This window comes from Pseudomonas soli (genome assembly GCF_900110655.1).
GTDB classification, from domain to species: domain Bacteria; phylum Pseudomonadota; class Gammaproteobacteria; order Pseudomonadales; family Pseudomonadaceae; genus Aquipseudomonas; species Aquipseudomonas soli.
This window is the reverse complement of record NZ_FOEQ01000008.1, coordinates 42205-59347: the sequence shown is the minus strand read 5'-3', so window position 1 is coordinate 59347 and position 17143 is coordinate 42205. Positions and strand designations below refer to the sequence as shown.

Below are 17143 nucleotides of genomic sequence, written 5' to 3'. Positions count from 1 at the left end.
CACCGCACATCACCCTCCGTGATGCCGTTGGCAGTGACAGGCCGGTCTCCGGGCTCGCGAGCGGGACATGCCCGGACGACGCGCCTTCCCGGATACCTTTACCCAGTGGCCATGCGCCGTCTTTTACTCACCTACCGTTGCGGGGGCAGCGCCGGACTCGCGCCTGCTGGCGCTCACCGGCTTCCCAGTTTCACCCTGCCGAACCGCAGTTCGCCGGGCACCTGAAACACGCCGCGAAGGTTAGAGGGTTGCACCGGGAGCGTCAATCGAACGAAGACCGTTCTGGCCTGGGTCAATGGCCGATCCGCCAGCTTGTGCCACACTCAAAGCGGTGATATCACTTAGCCACCATTTCGGCTGGCCTCAATCACAATGACAAGGAGCGCAGCATGCAAGGCCTGATCATCAATAACCCGCGCCTGGAATTCCTGCGCCCGGCCCTGGAACGCTGGGTCGACTGCATCGACCGCTTCAACCAGTTCCAGGGCGACAACGAAGCCCCCTATTGGCATGGCGCCGCCGCCAACACCGGACTGCTCGCAGCGGCCGCCTGGCAGGCCGAGCTGACGGCGCTGCAGCAGTACACGAGCAAGAAACAGCGTGACGAAGGCGAGCGTGAGGCCCGCGGCGACCTGAGTATCAACAGCGCCGAAGAGTCGATCCACCTGCACACCAGCCAACGTTGGCCGCGCATGGCCCGTCTCGACATGGGCCCGGCCTTGCAGGAAACCGCCAACCACGCCAAGACGATCGCCTACGCCAGCCAATTCAAGGCCGGGGCGCTGTTCGTCACTCCGTGGAAGGCCGGCCAGCATGCCAGCCCCGAGGAACTCCAGGACCTGGTAGATGACCTGCAGAAACACACCGCTTGCGCGATCGCCTGGTACTTCCCCTATGGCTACCGCAAACTGCACAACGAATTGGGCCAGTACTATCCCGGCGTGGCATTACTGCTCAAGCAAGCTTGATGCCCCTGGCACAGGCCAATGAACAACCAGACGCTGTCCGCGTCCTTATCTAGCGAACAGCAGTCAGGGATTCTGCGCCAGATGTTCAGGGGGTAGCACCCGTTTGGCCTGAAGATAGGCCTTGGCCCAGTAGCTGTTCGACAGGTAGTCCAGACGCACGGTGCCCCCCGTGGAGGGCGCATGGACGAAACGCCCCTCACCCACGTAGATCCCGGCATGGCTGACATGCGAGCCGCCATTGGTGGCAAAGAACACCAGATCGCCGGACTGCAGCGCATTGATATCCACGTTCGGCGCACGCATGACGATCATGTCGCGGGTGGTGCGTGGCAGGCTTATACCCGCGGCATCACGATATACGTAGCCGATCAGGCCACTGCAATCAAAACCAGAGTCTGGAGTGTTGCCGCCCCAGCGATAGGGAGTGCCCACCAGCCCGATGGCACGAAACAGCACATCATCCGCCGCGGGCGAAGACGGCGACGAATTGAACACCACCGGCGCTGTGGGCATTGTCGCCGGAGCGGGAGCACGACTGGAACAGGCCGCGAGCAGGGCCACGAGGGAGAGGAATGCGAAGCGCGCCAACATCGCCATGATGTAAACGTCCTGTCGGGAAGCCCTCGGCCATGACCGAAGGTAAAAAGAGTTGAGAATTTAGATTAGCTGCTTTCTGTAAATGCGCACGGCGGCGAGCTTTTCAGCTACGCCGCCGTGGCAGGGTACAGCATTTTGATATCAATTCAATTGCGCGAGATCGTGGTCGGCGCCATGGCGAGCGCGCGCTTGGCCTCGATGAAGGTCTTGCTCCAGTAGCGATCGCCAAGGCTGTCGATGCGCACGCCACCGCTGCGGCGGCTGCTGGAATGGATGAACTGGTTGTCACCCAGGTAGATGCCAGCGTGGCTGACGCGACCACGACCGTTGGTGCTGAAGAACAGCAGGTCGCCGGGCTTGAGTTTGTTGCGGGCGACTTTCGGTGCGTCGACGTTGATCATCTCGCGGGTCGAACGCGGCAGGTTCATGCCGGCCTCTTCGCGGAACAGGTAGCCGATGAAACCGCTGCAGTCGAAGCCGGACTTCTCGGAGGTGCCACCGAAGCGGTAGCGAGTACCGATCAGGGCCATGCCGCGTTCGAGAATGCTGTCGGCCAGTACGGGCAACTGGTACGGCTTGCTGTTACTGGAGAAGGCCTCGAGGTCATCTTCGCTGGCCAGCTCTTCCTCGGTGAATACGGAAGAGGCAGAGGCCTTGGCCTTGACCGATTGCTCGGTGGCCATGCGTTGATCCTGCGAAGGTGCGACCGGGCCGGTGGAGGCACAGCCGTAAAGAAGGGTGACAAGTGCAAGTGGCACGAGGGGTGCGAAGCGCTTCAGCATGGGCACGACCGTGTCTGTAGTCCTTTAGAAGGGGGAAACTATGCCTTCTATCGGACCCATTTGCAAATTTTATCGAAAAACATGTGACTTTTCTGATTCGACGCTCTGGCACCGTGTTTTCAGCGCTACCAGCCGAGGGTTTCCTTGAGGAACGGAATGGTCAGCTTGCGCTGGGCCTGCAAGGAGGCCTGATCGAGGCGCTCGAGCAGGTCGAACAGCGCGCTCATGCTGCGCGTACCACGGGTGAGGATGAAGTGGCCGACTTCGTCGGTCAGATGCAGGCCGCGGCGCGAGGCGCGCAGTTGCAGGGCGCGCAGCTTGTCCTCGTCGGACATCCCGCGCATCTGGAAGATCAGCGCCAGGGTCAGCCGCGACTTGAGGTCGGCCAGCTTGATCGGCAACTCCCGGGGCGAGCTGGAGGCTGCCAGCAGCAGGCGCCGGCCACTGTCGCGCAGGCGATTGAACAGGTGGAACATCGCCTCTTCCCAGTCGGCCTTGCCCGCGATCACGTGCAGGTCATCGATGCACACCAGCTCGTATTGCTCGAGATGGTCGAGCAGTTCGACGCCACGCTCGAGCAATTGCGCCAGGGGCAGGTACACGGCGGGCTCGCCGAGTTGCTGGAAGCGGTGGGTGGCGGCCTGCAACAGGTGGGTACGGCCCACGCCCTGCTTGCCCCACAGGTAGATGAGGCTTTCGGTCCAGCCGGCGTCGGCTTCGCAGAGCCGCTCGACATAGCCCAGTGCCGCGGCATTGGCGCCGGGGTAGTAGTTGATGAAGGTGGCGTCGTCGCGCAGACGCACACCCAGGGGCAACTGGATCGGTTTCATGCTCGCGGGCGGTCGCGGGGACCACAGGGGGCCTTTGATGAACAGTGTGCAAAGTCTATACCCGCAACGCGGGCGGCACAATCCGGCAGGGGAATAGCACAAGTAAAATCAAGCAGTTGCGTTGCGGAGCAAGCCCGCTGCCACGCCCTCTAGTGTTCAAGGCTCCGGGCATGGGAGCGCGCTTGCCCCGTGATCGCTCACAGATCCGGGTCCACTTCCCCGGCGTACATGTCCGATTCCTTGTACAGGTCGTGGACATGGCGCAGCAGCACCATGATCACCGCCGCCACCGGCAGCGCCAGCAGCACCCCGGTAAAGCCGAACAGCTCGCCGCCAGCCAGGATCGCGAAGATCACCGCCACCGGATGCAGGCCGATGCGGTCACCCACCAGCAGTGGAGTCAGCACCATGCCCTCCAGCGCCTGCCCGACCATGAACACCGCGACGATACCGAGCATGGGATAGAGGTCGCCGCCGAACTGGAACAACCCGGCGACCAGCGCCGCGCCAATGCCAATGATGAAGCCCATGTACGGCACGATCGCCGCCAGCCCCGCCAGCATGCCGATCAGCAGGCCCAGCTCCAGGCCCACCAGCATCAGCCCCGAGGAATAGATGACGCCCAACGCCAGCATTACCAGCAGTTGCCCGCGCACGAACGCCCCGAGCACCTCGTGGCACTCGCCGGCCAACCCCACCACCTGCGGCTCACGCTGGCGCGGCAGCAGGCTGCGCAGCTTGGCCATCATCAGGTCCCAATCGCGCAGCAGGTAGAAGCCCACCACCGGGATCAGCACCAGGTTGGCCAGCCAGCCGATCAGCGCCAGGCTCGAGGCGGTGGCCTGGGACAACAGCACGCCGACGATGTCGGTGGTCTGGCCCATGTGCTCGCCGATCGCGGCCTTGATCTTGTCGAATTTCCAGAAGCCATCCGCCAGGCCCAGGCGGCTCTGCACCCAGGGCAGCGCCACGTGCTGCAGCCAGTCGAGCATTTGCGGCGCCAGCTCGTACAGGCGCAGCAGTTGCTTGGCCAGCATCGGCACCAGCACCAGCAGCAGGGCCAGGAAGATCAGGGTGAACAGGCTGAACACCACCACCACGCCCCAGGTGCGCGACAGCCCGAGGCGCTCCAGGCGATCGACCAGCGGGTCGGCCAGGTAGGCCAGCAGGATGCCCACCAGGAACGGTGAGAGGATGTTGTGCAGGAAGTACAGCAGCACGGCGATCACCAGGGCCGCGCCCAGCCAGATCCAACGACGCATGTCAGTCATTCGCGCCACTCCTTACCAGCGAAAGCGCAGGCCGTCGAACGGCGTTGCGGCAGTGGTGGGCGGCGGTGTGCCGGTATCGCCCTGCGCGCTCGGCGCAGGCGTGGCGGCGGCTGGCTCGGCAGGCAGCTCCTGCAGCTTGGCCAGGCCCAGCTGGGCGCGCAATTGCTCGCGATTGCCGCTGACCTGGTAGGTCAGGGTGTCGCCTTCTGCCATCTGCAAGCGGGCGCCATAAGGTTCCAGCACCCGGCTCAGTTCGGCGTAACGCTGCAGGTTCATCCCCTGCACCTGTACCTGCAGGTCGCTGCTGGCGCCGGGCCGCGTGACATAACGCGGCGCCAGGCGGTTGCTCACTGCCAGCAGCACCGCATCGGCCAGGGCCGCCTGGTCGCTGCCTTCAGCGTTGCCCTGTTCGCGGTTGTCGCCCAGCCACAACTGCCACTTGCCCTGCCACTTGCCGTCGGCCTCATGGGCGTGCACCGCCAGCAAGGCGTCGGCACCATAGCGCTCGGACGCCTCGCGCAGCGGCGCGGGGTCGTTACCCTCGAGCAGCTTGGCATTGGCCACCAATTGCTCCTGCAGATCGGCCAATGGCAGGCGCAGGGGCAGGCCGCGATGCTGGGCTGCCCGACGCAATGGCTCGGCGGCGCTCTGGCCATCGCCGACCAGGCTGCTGCCCTCGACACTGTCGTTCAGCCACCAGCCCAGGACCGACGGCCGGTTGCTGCCCCACAATGCCAGCCCCGCCTGGCGCAGGGCGCGCTCGGTGCTGCCGGGGTCGAACTCGACCAGCACCGACTCCGGTGGGCCTGCCTCGGTACCGACCTGATTGATGATCTGTTGCGGGTCCTTGCGCAGCGCGGCCAGTGCCGGGTTCTGCGCGGCCTTGGGGTCGCCGGTCAGGCGCAACACCAGGGTGTCGAGCGCCTTGCCGGTCGCCTGGGCGCGAGCCTCGCTGCCCTGCCCTTCGACGGGCTCGCGAACCTGATACAGGCCCGAGACGGTTTCGGCCTGCGCGAGGGTGCCGGCCACGACGAGGCAGGCGCCAGCAAGGAAATTGAGAAGACGCATTGAGGATTCCTGTCCAGATGACCTTGGGGCGACGCGCCCTTGCCTGTGGGCTGTGACCGCGCCACGCCGGAAAATGCTCCGCCGCGCCACGCCTTTGCGCGCGTCGCCATGCCTATACCTTATACAGGCGCCGACGCGGCAACCAGTCGCACAGGGTGAAACAGCGTTTTTTGCCCAGATTTCCCGCCTGCCCGTCGGCCTGAGGATGGCCGCCTTGGGGCAACCCTGATAAAATCGCGCGCCTTCGCAGACCAGTGACGTACAGGCAGCCGCCGTTTCTGAAAGTGGCCTTGGCCGTCCCGGTCGTTTTTCTGAATCCCTCCCTCCTAAAGGCCTGGATCAATGAGCAAGCAACCCTCCCTGAGCTACAAAGACGCCGGTGTAGACATCGACGCCGGCGAAGCACTGGTCGAACGCATCAAGGGCGTCGCCAAGCGCACCGCACGCCCTGAAGTCATGGGTGGCCTGGGCGGCTTCGGCGCCCTCTGCGAGATCCCGGCCGGCTACAAGCAGCCGGTGCTGGTCTCCGGCACCGACGGCGTCGGCACCAAGCTGCGCCTGGCGCTGAACCTGAACAAGCACGACAGCATCGGCCAGGACCTGGTCGCCATGTGCGTCAACGACCTGGTGGTGTGCGGCGCCGAGCCGCTGTTCTTCCTCGACTACTACGCCACCGGCAAGCTCAACGTCGACGTGGCCGCCACCGTGGTCACCGGCATCGGCGCCGGTTGCGAACTGGCCGGCTGCTCGCTGGTCGGTGGTGAAACCGCCGAGATGCCAGGCATGTACGAAGGCGAAGACTACGACCTGGCCGGCTTCTGCGTCGGCGTGGTGGAAAAGGCCGAGATCATCGACGGCTCGAAAGTGGTCACCGGCGACGCCCTGATCGCCCTGCCATCCTCCGGCCCGCACTCCAACGGCTACTCGCTGATCCGCAAGATCCTCGAAGTGTCCGGCACCGACATCGACAACACCCAGCTCGATGGCAAGCCGCTGGCCGACCTGCTGATGGCGCCGACCCGCATATACGTCAAGCCCCTGCTGCAGCTGATCAAACAGACCGGCGCGGTCAAGGCCATGGCCCACATCACCGGCGGCGGCCTGCTGGACAACATCCCGCGCGTACTGCCAAAAGGCGCCCAGGCCGTGGTCGACGTGGCCAGCTGGCAGCGCCCGGTGGTGTTCGACTTCCTGCAGGAAAAAGGCAACGTCGACGAACATGAAATGCACCGCGTGCTGAACTGCGGCGTGGGCATGGTCATCTGCGTGGCCCAGGACCAGGTCGACAACGCCCTGAACGTGCTGCGCGCCGCCGGCGAGCAGCCGTGGGTCATCGGCCAGATCGCCGAAGCCGCCGAAGGCGCCGCCCAGGTCGAGCTCAAGAACCTCAAGGCACACTGATGCCGGGCAAGACCTGCAACGTCGTGGTACTGCTGTCGGGCTCCGGCAGCAACCTGCAAGCGCTGATCGACAGCAACAGCGCCAGTGACAGCCCGGTACGCATCCGCGCGGTAATTTCCAACCGCGCCGATGCCTACGGCCTGGAACGCGCCAAGGCCGCCGGTATCGACACCGCGGTGCTCGCGCACACCGGCTTCGACGGTCGCGAAGCCTTCGATGCGGCGCTGATGGCGCTGATCGACGGCTTCGCCCCCGACCTGGTGGTGCTGGCCGGTTTCATGCGCATCTTGAGTGGCGGCTTCGTGCGCCACTATCAAGGCCGCTTGCTCAACATACATCCGTCACTGTTGCCCAAGTATAAAGGGCTGCACACCCACCAGCGCGCGCTGGAGGCTGGCGATGCCGAGCACGGCTGCAGCGTGCACTTCGTCACCGAGGAACTCGATGGCGGGCCTTTGGTCGTACAGGCTGTGGTGCCGGTTGCAACGGACGACACCGAGCAGACGCTCGCCGAGCGCGTGCACCTGCAGGAACACCAGATCTACCCGCTGGCGGTGCGCTGGTTCGCCGAAGGACGCTTGCGTCTGGGCGAGCACGGTGCATTACTGGATGGCCAGCCGCTGGCGGCCAGCGGTCACTTGATTCGATCCTAGGAGAATTTATGCGTCGCGCCCTGCTCTTGGCTCTCGCCGTGCTCGCCCTGCCCCTCCAGGCAGCTGATCTGAAGCCTTTCGCGGCCAGCTACACCGCCGACTGGAAGCAGCTGCCCATGAGCGGCACTGCCGAGCGCAGCCTGGTGAAGAACGCCAACGGTACCTGGGACCTTAATTTCAAGGCCTCCATGATGATCGCCAGCCTGACCGAGCAAAGCACCCTCAAGCTCGACAATGACACCCTGCTGCCGCAGAAGTACCACTTCGAGCGTGGCGGCTTGGGCAAGGCGAAGAAAGTCGACCTCACCTTCGACTGGACCGGCAAGAAGGTGACCGGCAGCGACCGTGGCGACGCGATCAGCCTGCCGCTCAACCGCGGCGTGCTGGACAAGTCGTCCTATCAACTGGCGCTGCAGCATGACGTGGCCGCCGGCAAGAAAAGCATGACCTACCAGGTGGTCGACGGTGACGAGATCGACACCTACGACTTCCGCGTGCTGGGCACCGAGAAAGTGGCCACCAAGACCGGCCAGGTCGATGCGGTCAAGGTCGAGCGCGTGCGCGATCCTAGCCAGAGCAAGCGCATCACCGAGCTATGGTTCGCCAAGGACTGGGATTACCTGCTGGTGCAACTGCGCCAGGTCGAGACCGATGGCAAGGAATACGTGATCGTGCTGCAGGATGGCACGGTAGACGGCAAGGCGGTCAAGGGTAACTGATGGCGCTGCCTGCAATACCCGAAGCCCCGCCTTGTGCGGGGCTTCTTTTTCGGTGAGTGCCTGCACCGCCCAATCGCGGGCCAAGCCCGCACGTATTTGTGTTCGATTCGTGGAAGCGGGCTTGCCCCGCGACTGGCCTCTTCATGAAACTTGTTTCATCGCTGTTTTATTTACTTAGCCTGCTAACAAACTCTATAAAGAGGGTGTGCGACACGCTGTCGCAGCCAACTGAAGCAGTGGAGTTTAACGATGACAGTCCAAGTAACCGAACGCGACGAATCGAAAATGTCCCACGAAGGCCTGGCCGCTGGTGTGCGGATCTGGGATGTGCATCAACAGGGCCAACTGGTCGGCATGTTCCATGATGAGCACCAGGCCCAGCAATACCGCATGGAGCTGGAATACCTAGAGAACCAGCGACCGTCGCAATAACACCCTCTTCAAACGAAAAACCCCGCCTAGGCGGGGTTTTTCATGCTTACCACATCAGATCGTCAGGGATCTTGTAGGCTGCGTACGGGTCGTCCTCGTCCGCCTCCTCGACATGGGTGTTGAGCAGCAGGATGCGCTTGGGGTCGCGCTCCTGGATCTTCACCGCCGCCTCGCGTGGAATCACTTCGTAGCCACCGCCATGGGCGACGACCGCCAGCGCGCCGTTGCTCAGCTTGCTGCGCATCAGGGCGTTGACGGCGATGCGCTTGACCTTCTTGTCATCGACGAAGTTGTAGTAGTCCTCGGTATTCAGCTTGGGCAGGCGGGTCGCCTCGATCAACTGCTTGATCTGCGCGGCACGGGCCTTCTGCTCGGCCTTCTCCTGGACCTGGCGGTTCAGCTCCTGGTCTTTTCGGGCCTTCTCGGCCTGGGCTTCCTTGGCCAGGCGCTGCTGGCTGTCGTCCACCTCGACCTGGCCTTTGTGCTCCAGGCGTTTCTGTTTTTTCTCGGCCTTGTTGGTCTGAGAAACCTGTTTCTGGTTGACCAGACCGGCTTTGAGCAATTGGTCGCGAAGGGAAAGGCTCATGGAAGTTCACTCACTTATGCATCAGCTCAGCCGCAGCTGGGCAGGTTCTTTTCCTGACGCTTGGCCTCGCCCCACAGGGCGTCCAGCTCGTCGAGGGTACGATCTTGGATGTTCAGGCCCTGCTCGCGCAATGCCTGTTCGATGAATCGGAAGCGCCGCTCGAACTTGCGATTGGCGCGGCGCAGGGCGTTTTCCGGGTCGTGGCGCAGGTGGCGGGCCAGGTTGACGGTGGCGAACAACAGGTCGCCCAGCTCATCTTCCAGCGCATCGCTGTCGCCATCGGCCATGGCCTGCAGCACTTCGTCGAGCTCTTCACGGACCTTGTCCAGCACCGGCAGCGCGTCCGGCCAGTCGAAGCCGACCGTGGCGGCGCGCTTCTGCAGCTTGGCCGCCCGTGACAGCGCAGGCAAGGCCGCCGGCACGTCGTCGAGCAGCGAGAGCTGTTCAGGCTCGCTCTTCTCGGCGCGCTCCTCGGCCTTGATCTCTTCCCAGCGCGACTTGACCTGGGCCTCGTCCAGCATGGGGGTGTCCAGCGGCGCATAGAGCTCGCCGGTGGGGAATACATGGGGGTGGCGGCGGATGAGCTTGCGGGTGATCGCATCGACCACGCCGTCGAACTCGAAACGCCCTTCTTCCCTTGCCAGCTGGCTGTAGTAGACCACCTGGAACAGCAGGTCGCCCAGCTCGCCCTGCAGGTGCTCGAAGTCGCCGCGCTCGATGGTGTCGGCCACTTCGTAGGCCTCTTCGATCGTGTGCGGGACGATGCTGGCGTAGTCCTGCTTGAGGTCCCAGGGGCAACCGTATTGCGGGTCACGCAGGCGGGCCATCAGGTGCAGCAGGTCGTCGAGGGTGTAGGTCATGAATATCTTTCCTCAGCGAGGGCCTTGCCCTCGATCGCCGACAAGCCGGCGCCCACAGGGTTATGCCGTACCTGTGGGAGCTGGCTTGCCAGCGATGGGCCGCACAGCGGCCCCGTTCTGTCTCAAGGGGTACGGTTACGCCGCGTCTCGATGATGTTGGGCAACTGCGAGATCCTGCCGAGCAAGCGCCCCAGGGCGTCCAGGCCAGGGATCTCGATGGTCAGCGACATCAAGGCGGTGTTGTCTTCCTTGTTCGAGCGGGTGTTTACCGCCAGCACGTTGATCTTCTCGTTGAGCAGCACCTGCGAAACGTCGCGTAGCAAACCCGGGCGGTCGTAGGCACGGATGATGATGTCGACCGGGTAGGTCTGCACCGGGATCGGTCCCCAGCTGACCTGGATCATGCGCTCCGGCTCCTTGCCCGCCAACTGCAGCACCGAGGCGCAGTCCTGGCGGTGAATGCTCACGCCACGGCCCTGGGTGATGTAGCCGACGATGGCATCGCCCGGCAGCGGCTGGCAGCAGCCGGCCATCTGCGTGAGCAGGTTGCCGACGCCCTGGATCTGAATGTCGTTGCGCTTGCCCGAACGGATGCCCCGCGCCTGGCGCGGGATCAGCTCAACCGGCTCCAGGCGCTCGGGTTCGAGCAACTGCTGGGCGGCGTTGACCATATGCGCCAGGCGCAGGTCGCCGGCACCGAGGGCGGCGAACATGTCCTCGGCGGTCTTGACGTTGGCCTTCTCGGCCAGGCGCTCGAAGTCCACCTGCGGCAGGCCCAGGCGCGACAGCTCGCGTTCGAGCAGAGTCTTGCCGGCGGCGACGTTCTGGTCGCGAGCCTGCAGCTTGAACCAATGGACAATCTTGGCCCGGGCCCGCGAGGTGGTCACGTAGCCCAGGTTGGAGTTCAGCCAGTCGCGGCTCGGGCTGCCGTGCTTGCTGGTGATGATCTCCACCTGCTCGCCGGTCTGCAGGCTGTAGTTCAGCGGCACGATGCGCCCGTTGATCTTGGCGCCGCGACAGTTGTGGCCGATCTCGGTGTGTACCCGATAGGCAAAGTCCAGCGGCGTCGAGCCCTTGGGCAGGTCGATGGCGTGGCCGTCGGGGGTGAACACGTAGACGCGATCCGGCTCGATATCGACGCGCAGCTGTTCGGCCAGGCCGCCGATGTCGCCCAGTTCCTCGTGCCACTCCAGCACCTGGCGCAACCAGGAGATCTTCTCTTCGTAGTGGTTCGAGCTGGGCTTGACATCGGTGCCCTTGTAGCGCCAGTGGGCGCAGACACCCAGCTCGGCTTCCTCGTGCATGCCATGAGTGCGGATCTGCACCTCGAGCACCTTGCCCTCGGGGCCGATCACCGCGGTGTGCAGGGAGCGATAGCCGTTTTCCTTGGGGTTGGCGATGTAATCGTCGAACTCTTTCGGAATGTGCCGCCACAGGGTGTGCACGATGCCCAGCGCGGTGTAGCAGTCACGCACTTCCGGCACCAGCACGCGCACCGCGCGCACGTCGTAGATCTGGCTGAACTCCAGGCCCTTGCGCTGCATCTTGCGCCAGATCGAATAGATGTGTTTCGCCCGGCCACTGATATCGGCGTTGACGCCGGTGGCCAGCAGCTCGTTCTGCAACTGGTTCATCACGTCGCTGATGAAGCGCTCACGATCCAGCCGGCGCTCGTGCAGCAACTTGGCGATCTGCTTGTACTGGTCAGGCTCGAGGTAGCGGAACGACAGGTCCTCGAGTTCCCACTTGATATGGCCGATACCCAGGCGGTGCGCCAGCGGCGCATAGATATCGAACACCTCGCGCGCCACACGCAGGCGCTTCTCGTCATCGGCCGCCTTGACCGCCCGAATGGCACAAGTACGCTCGGCCAGCTTGATCAGCGCCACGCGTACATCGTCGACCATCGCCACCAGCATCTTGCGCAGGTTCTCGACCTGCGCCTGGGAGCCGAGCACCAGCGACTGGCGCGGGCTGAGGCTGGCACTGATGGCCGCCATGCGCAGTACGCCGTCGATCAGCTTGGACACCACCGGCCCGAAGCGCTGGCCGACCTCGGCCAAGGTCACCTTGCCTTCGCGCACCGAACGGTAGATGACAGCCGCCACCAGGGAATCCTGGTCGAGCTTGAGGTCGGCGAGGATTTCGGCGATCTCGAGCCCCGCCTGGAAACTGGACGTGCCATCGGCCCAGGAATGCTTGGCAGGGTTGCCTTTCTTCTCGACCTCGTGGGCAAACTCGCAGGCCTCCTTCAACCCCGGGCGATCGAGTTGCGAATCGACGCTCACCACATGATCGAGCCATGCTTCGAGATTGATACTGCCGTCGTTGTTGACCGGCTGGTGCACTCTCACCTGTACCATCTTTGCTTTACCTTTCCATACAGCGCACCACGCAGGTGCACTGGCTATCACCTGTGCGTCCCTCACTCCCTGATGGCCGCACCAAGAGGGCCAGCCCGGCTAGCCCGCTTCGAATAACGCCATGGCTTCGACATGCGCCGTCTGAGGAAACATGTCGAGAATCCCGGCCCTTTTTAACCGGTACCCCTGCCCGACCAGCACTTGCGTATCACGCGCAAGCGTGGCGGGGTTGCACGATACATAGACCAGCCGTTTCGCACCCAGCCGGGCGAGGCCTTGCACCACCTCGAAAGCCCCGTCGCGCGGTGGATCCAAGAGTACCGCAGAAAAGCCCTCGGCACCCCATCCAGCGCCTGCCAAAGGCTGCGATAAATCGGCCTGAAAAAACCGTGCGTTATGCACATTGTTGGCGTGGGCGTTGGCCTCGGCACGGCTGACCATGGCCTGCACGCCTTCCACCGCCACCACCTCGCGCGCCTGGCGGGCCAGTGGCAAGGCAAAGTTGCCCAGGCCGCAGAACAGGTCCAGGACCCGCTCATGCGCCTGGGGCGCCAGCCAGGCCAAAGCCTGCTGGATCATCGAGGTGTTGACCTGGGCATTGACCTGGACGAAATCCCCCGGCCGCCAGGCCAGCTCCAGGCCCCAGGGCTCCAAAGCAAAGCCCAGTTGCGCCGCGGCGTCTACTGGCGCCGGCTCGCCCTCGCCCTGCAGCCATAACTGGGCGCCGGCCTCGCGGCAGAATGCCTCGAGCCGCGCCAGGTCTTCACTTGGCAAGGGCGCCACATGCCGGACCATCACTGCTTCCGCGGTACCACTGAACAGCTCCACATGCCCCAACACCTGCGGCTTGCTCAAGCTGCGCAACACGGTCGGCAGGTGGCGCATGATCGCCTGCAAGGGCTGTACCAGCACCGCGCAGTCGTCGATGGCAACGATGTCCTGGCTGGCCTCGGCGCGGAAACCGACCTCCAGCTGACGCGCCTTGGTGTCCCAGCGTACCGCTACCCGCGCCCGGCGACGGTAGCCGAATTCCGGTCCGCACAAGGGAACAGCCCACTCTTCGGGCTGCACGCCGGCCACCCGCTGCAACTGCTCGGCGAGCAGGCGCTGCTTGAGCGCCAGCTGGCCGTCATGGGGTAGGTGCTGAAGGTTGCAGCCGCCACAGCGGGCGTAGTGACGGCAGGGCGCTTCGCGGCGCTCGGCGCTGGCCTGGAACACCCGTTCCAGGCGCGCCTCGACCACCTTGCCGCGTGCGGCAAGCACCCGCGCCTCGACGTCTTCGCCGCCCAGCGCGCCGCTGACGAACCAGGTACGACCCTCGCTGAAGGCGATGCCACGGCCGTCACCGGCCACGCGCTCGATAAGCAAGCGCTGCTTCTTGCCCACCGGCACTTGTGCGGCACGGTTGCCGCCGGCCGGCTGAAAACGCAGGCCGGTATTGCTTTTCTTTCTGGACATCAGGTCGGATCGAACAGGCCGGTGGAAAGGTAACGGTCGCCGCGGTCGCAGATGATGGCGACCATCACCGCGTTCTCGACTTCACGGGACAGACGCAACATCGCCGCCACCGCCCCGCCGGAGGATACGCCACAGAAAATGCCCTCTTCGCGGGCCAGGCGACGGGTGGTTTCCTCGGCCTCCTGCTGGGACATGTCGACCACGCGGTCGACCCGGGTGGCGTCGAAGATCTTCGGCAGGTACTCGTGGGGCCAACGGCGAATGCCCGGAATGGCCGAGCCTTCCATCGGCTGCAGGCCAACGATCTGCACCGCCGGGTTCTGCTCCTTGAGGTATTGCGAACAACCCATGATGGTGCCGGTCGTGCCCATGGAGCTGACGAAGTGGGTGATCGTGCCCTGGGTCTGCTGCCAGATCTCCGGGCCCGTGCTGTTGTAGTGCGCGATCGGGTTGTCGCCGTTGGCGAACTGGTCAAGCACCAGCCCACGGCCTTCGGCCTGCAGTTTTTCCGCGAGATCGCGGGCGCCTTCCATGCCCTCTTCCTTGGTCACCAGGATCAGCTCGGCGCCATAGGCGGTCATGGCCGCCTTGCGTTCGGCGGTGGAGTTGTCCGGCATGATCAGGATCATCTTGTAGCCCTTGATCGCCGCGGCCATGGCCAGGGCAATGCCGGTATTGCCGGAGGTGGCTTCGATGAGAGTGTCGCCGGGCTTGATCTGGCCACGCAGTTCGGCACGGGTGATCATCGACAACGCCGGGCGGTCCTTGACCGAACCTGCCGGGTTGTTGCCTTCGAGCTTGAGCAGCAAGGTATTGCTGGTGTTCCCGGCGATGCGCTGCAGGCGAACCAGCGGCGTATGGCCGACGCAGTCGGCGATGGTTGGGTACTGCAGGGTCATGGGCGTTTTCGCAATCCGGACGGCAGGGGCGCCTATCATACCGGCAAACCCGGCGCGGCCATATCACGCAATTGTCGGTGGTTATAGCGGGTAGCTATAAGCAATTGTTCCCTGGCACCGGGCTTGTCCGCGCCGGACCAACCGACGGCCCCGCTTCATGGGCAGGCAGGCGCATGCACAGGCGCAGGCCACGCTCGCCATTAACCGCCCACACCAGCCCACCCTGGCGGCGGATCGCATTGCGGGCAATGCTCAAGCCCAAGCCAAAGCCACCGTCCCCGGGCCGCGCCCCGTCCAACCGGGAAAACGGCGCGAAGATCCGCTCGAGGTCTTCCTCGGCCACGCCACCGCCGTCATCCTCCAGGTCGATACGCCAATACCCGCCTTCACGCCAGCCGCCCAGGCGCACCACACCCGCCTCCGGCGAGTGACGGATGGCGTTGCGCAGCATGTTCTCCAGCGCCTGGGCAAGGTCGTTGAGGCTGCCCCGCACCCAGCAGTCCGCCGGCAACGCACAGCGCAACTGCCCAGGTGCCCAGCCGCTTTCGTAACAGGCATTCTCGCTGAGCAGGTCCCACAGCGCCGGCACCTGGATCGGTTCCAGGTTCACCGGGGCGCGCTCGGCGTCCTGCCAGGCCAGTTGCAAAGTGTCCTCGACCAGTTGCTGCATGCCGTCCACCTCGCGGTGCAGGCGTTCGCGCAGGCGCTGCAGGTCGGTTTCGCCGTCGCAGGCCACGCGCAGGCGGCTGAGCGGCGTGCGCATCTCGTGGGACAGGTCGCGCAGCAACTGCTGCTGCAAGGCCACGGTGCCCTGCAGGCGCTCGGCCATCTGGTCGAAGGCCCTGGCCAGTTCGCCCAGCTCGTCCTTGCGCCGGGTGGTGCGCGGATCCAGGCGCGCCGCCAGTTGGTCGGCGCGCCAGGCGCTGGCCTGTTCTCGCAATTGGTTGAGCGGCACGATCAGCATGCGGTACAGGCCGACGCACAACAGCAGGGTAAACAGTCCAGGAATGATGCCGTTGGTGACGATGCGCCAGAACAACCGGTACTGGCCCGGGTTGAAGCGCTCCGGCAGCTCGATCACTAACATGCCCTGCTCCGGCGCGCCGGGGAACGGCAGGCGCAACCAGGGCTGGCCGATACTGCGCCGGCTCATCGGCCAGTCAACGCCGCGCAGGCGGGTCAGGCGCTGGGCCTGCCGGGCAGTGAGATCAGCGTTGCCCAACGGCTGCAGGTCGCCATCAAGCACCCCCGCCCAGCCTTGCTCGCGCCCACGCATCTCGGCCAGCCAGGCATCGACACCATCAGCGCCGCCCCTGCGCCAGGCCAGCTCCGCCTCGGCCGCGTAACCACGCAGCACCTGACGCGCGGGTTCGGAAAGGAAGGCGTCCTGGGTTTCCATATGGCGACCCCAGCTGTAGCTGAGGCCGATCATCAGCAGGCAGAAGCCCACCAGCAGGACGGCCAATTTCCAGAACAGCGAATGGCGATCGAGCACGACTCAGTCGACCTCGCCCACGCCGAATACATAGCCCTTGCCCCAGACGGTGCGGATCTGCCGCTCGTGATAACCGATGGCCTTGAGCTTGCGGCGAATCTGGCTGACGTGCATGTCCAGGCTGCGGTCATGGCGCGAGTATCCGCGCTGCAGCACCTGCTGGTACAGGAACGGCTTGCTGAGGACCTCGTCCTCGCTGCGATACAAGGTGTCGAGCAGGCGGTATTCGCTGGGGGTCAGCCCGGCCCACTGGCCGGCAAGGCAGATATCGGCCGCTTGCTCGTCAAAGCGCAACAGCGGCTCCGCCTCCTTGCGCGGCGCCAACGCCCGTCGTTCGAAAGCCACTCGGCGCAGGATGGCCTCGATGCGCACCCGCAGCTCGGCGAAACTGAAAGGCTTTGGCAGGTAGTCGTCCGCGCCGCGTTCAAAACCATTGATACGATCGGCCTCGGCCCCCAGCGCCGACATCAGGATGACCGGCGTGGCGCTGCGTCGGCGCAGGCTGGTCAGCGCATCCAGGCCATTGAGGCCGGGCAGCAGGATGTCCAGCAGGACCAGGTCGAAGGCTTGTCGTCCCGCCTCCTCAAGCCCCTCCAGAGCACTACGGCACCAAGTCACCTGGAAGCCGCCGCGACGCAATTCTTCGCGCAGGTAGGCACCGAGCACGGGATCGTCCTCGATGGCCAGGATGTGGGTGGCGTGAATAGCTTCAGGATGCATTGGCAACTGCCATCGATTCTCAGTTGCGTGATTATTGGGCA

At 64.6% G+C, this 17143-nt stretch carries 17 protein-coding genes and 1 riboswitch; of the genes, 5 read left to right on the top strand and 12 right to left on the bottom strand.

The genetic code is table 11. The features are described from left to right. Positions 1-22: 22 nt before the first annotated feature. Positions 23-240: riboswitch (cobalamin riboswitch) on the bottom strand. A 149-nt stretch (positions 241-389) separates the two neighbouring features. Next, positions 390-968: a hypothetical protein gene (locus BMY03_RS17800; RefSeq protein ID WP_023630053.1), complete on the top strand. Its 579-nt coding sequence runs from the start codon at positions 390-392 to the stop codon at positions 966-968. 63 nt (positions 969-1031) lie between these two features. Here the strand turns inward: BMY03_RS17800 and BMY03_RS17795 are convergent, their stop codons facing one another. From BMY03_RS17795 to BMY03_RS17775, 5 genes are all read right to left on the bottom strand, one after another. Further along, positions 1032-1565 (bottom strand): C40 family peptidase, encoded by a 534-nt coding sequence (locus BMY03_RS17795; protein ID WP_094011808.1) that lies wholly within the window; start codon positions 1563-1565, stop codon positions 1032-1034. Between the two features lie 146 nt (positions 1566-1711). Continuing rightward, positions 1712-2347, bottom strand: coding sequence for a C40 family peptidase (locus tag BMY03_RS17790; protein ID WP_031314898.1), 636 nt, complete (start codon positions 2345-2347; stop codon positions 1712-1714). A gap of 125 nt (positions 2348-2472) precedes the next feature. Then, positions 2473-3177, bottom strand: coding sequence for a DnaA regulatory inactivator Hda (gene hda / locus BMY03_RS17785; RefSeq protein WP_031314897.1), 705 nt, complete (start codon positions 3175-3177; stop codon positions 2473-2475). A gap of 197 nt (positions 3178-3374) precedes the next feature. Next, entirely contained in the window at positions 3375-4448 is a 1074-nt protein-coding gene (locus BMY03_RS17780) for an AI-2E family transporter (protein WP_038706621.1), read from the bottom strand. Between the two features lie 12 nt (positions 4449-4460). Further along, on the bottom strand, positions 4461-5516 hold the full coding sequence (locus tag BMY03_RS17775) for a DUF2066 domain-containing protein (protein WP_094011807.1): 1056 nt from the start codon (positions 5514-5516) through the stop codon (positions 4461-4463). A gap of 342 nt (positions 5517-5858) precedes the next feature. On the opposite strand from BMY03_RS17775, the gene purM reads away from it, so the two are divergent. From purM to BMY03_RS17755, 4 genes are all read left to right on the top strand, one after another. After that, positions 5859-6917, top strand: coding sequence for a phosphoribosylformylglycinamidine cyclo-ligase (gene purM / locus BMY03_RS17770; protein ID WP_038706623.1), 1059 nt, complete (start codon positions 5859-5861; stop codon positions 6915-6917). Then, positions 6917-7570, top strand: coding sequence for a phosphoribosylglycinamide formyltransferase (gene purN, locus BMY03_RS17765; RefSeq protein WP_023630172.1), 654 nt, complete (start codon positions 6917-6919; stop codon positions 7568-7570). Before purM ends, purN begins: the two co-directional genes overlap by 1 nt. 8 nt (positions 7571-7578) lie before the next feature. After that, complete coding sequence (locus BMY03_RS17760) at positions 7579-8289, top strand: DUF3108 domain-containing protein (RefSeq protein WP_023630171.1); 711 nt, start codon at positions 7579-7581, stop codon at positions 8287-8289. 249 nt (positions 8290-8538) lie between these two features. Beyond that, entirely contained in the window at positions 8539-8721 is a 183-nt protein-coding gene (locus tag BMY03_RS17755) for a hypothetical protein (RefSeq protein ID WP_023630170.1), read from the top strand. 46 nt (positions 8722-8767) lie between these two features. Here BMY03_RS17755 and BMY03_RS17750 read toward each other — a convergent pair whose 3' ends face one another. From BMY03_RS17750 to BMY03_RS17720, 7 genes are all read right to left on the bottom strand, one after another. Next, positions 8768-9307, bottom strand: coding sequence for a DUF2058 domain-containing protein (locus tag BMY03_RS17750; RefSeq protein WP_023630169.1), 540 nt, complete (start codon positions 9305-9307; stop codon positions 8768-8770). A gap of 26 nt (positions 9308-9333) precedes the next feature. Continuing rightward, positions 9334-10167, bottom strand: coding sequence for a nucleoside triphosphate pyrophosphohydrolase (gene mazG, locus BMY03_RS17745; RefSeq protein WP_023630168.1), 834 nt, complete (start codon positions 10165-10167; stop codon positions 9334-9336). Positions 10168-10289: 122 nt separating this feature from the next. Then, positions 10290-12530 carry a GTP diphosphokinase gene (gene relA / locus BMY03_RS17740; RefSeq protein WP_038706624.1) on the bottom strand — a complete coding sequence of 747 codons (2241 nt, stop codon included), beginning with the start codon at positions 12528-12530 and terminating at the stop codon, positions 10290-10292. A 99-nt stretch (positions 12531-12629) separates the two neighbouring features. Continuing rightward, positions 12630-13988 carry a 23S rRNA (uracil(1939)-C(5))-methyltransferase RlmD gene (gene rlmD / locus BMY03_RS17735; RefSeq protein ID WP_094011806.1) on the bottom strand — a complete coding sequence of 453 codons (1359 nt, stop codon included), beginning with the start codon at positions 13986-13988 and terminating at the stop codon, positions 12630-12632. Then, the gene (gene cysM, locus BMY03_RS17730) at positions 13988-14887 is read right to left on the bottom strand and encodes a cysteine synthase CysM (RefSeq protein WP_023631413.1); all 900 of its coding nucleotides are present in this window, start codon (positions 14885-14887) and stop codon (positions 13988-13990) included. The genes rlmD and cysM overlap by 1 nt, the downstream gene beginning before the upstream one ends. Before the next feature lie 94 nt (positions 14888-14981). Then, complete coding sequence (locus BMY03_RS17725) at positions 14982-16382, bottom strand: HAMP domain-containing sensor histidine kinase (protein ID WP_094011805.1); 1401 nt, start codon at positions 16380-16382, stop codon at positions 14982-14984. Positions 16383-16385: 3 nt separating this feature from the next. Continuing rightward, the gene (locus BMY03_RS17720; protein ID WP_094011804.1) at positions 16386-17102 is read right to left on the bottom strand and encodes a response regulator transcription factor; all 717 of its coding nucleotides are present in this window, start codon (positions 17100-17102) and stop codon (positions 16386-16388) included. Positions 17103-17143: the final 41 nt, after the last annotated feature.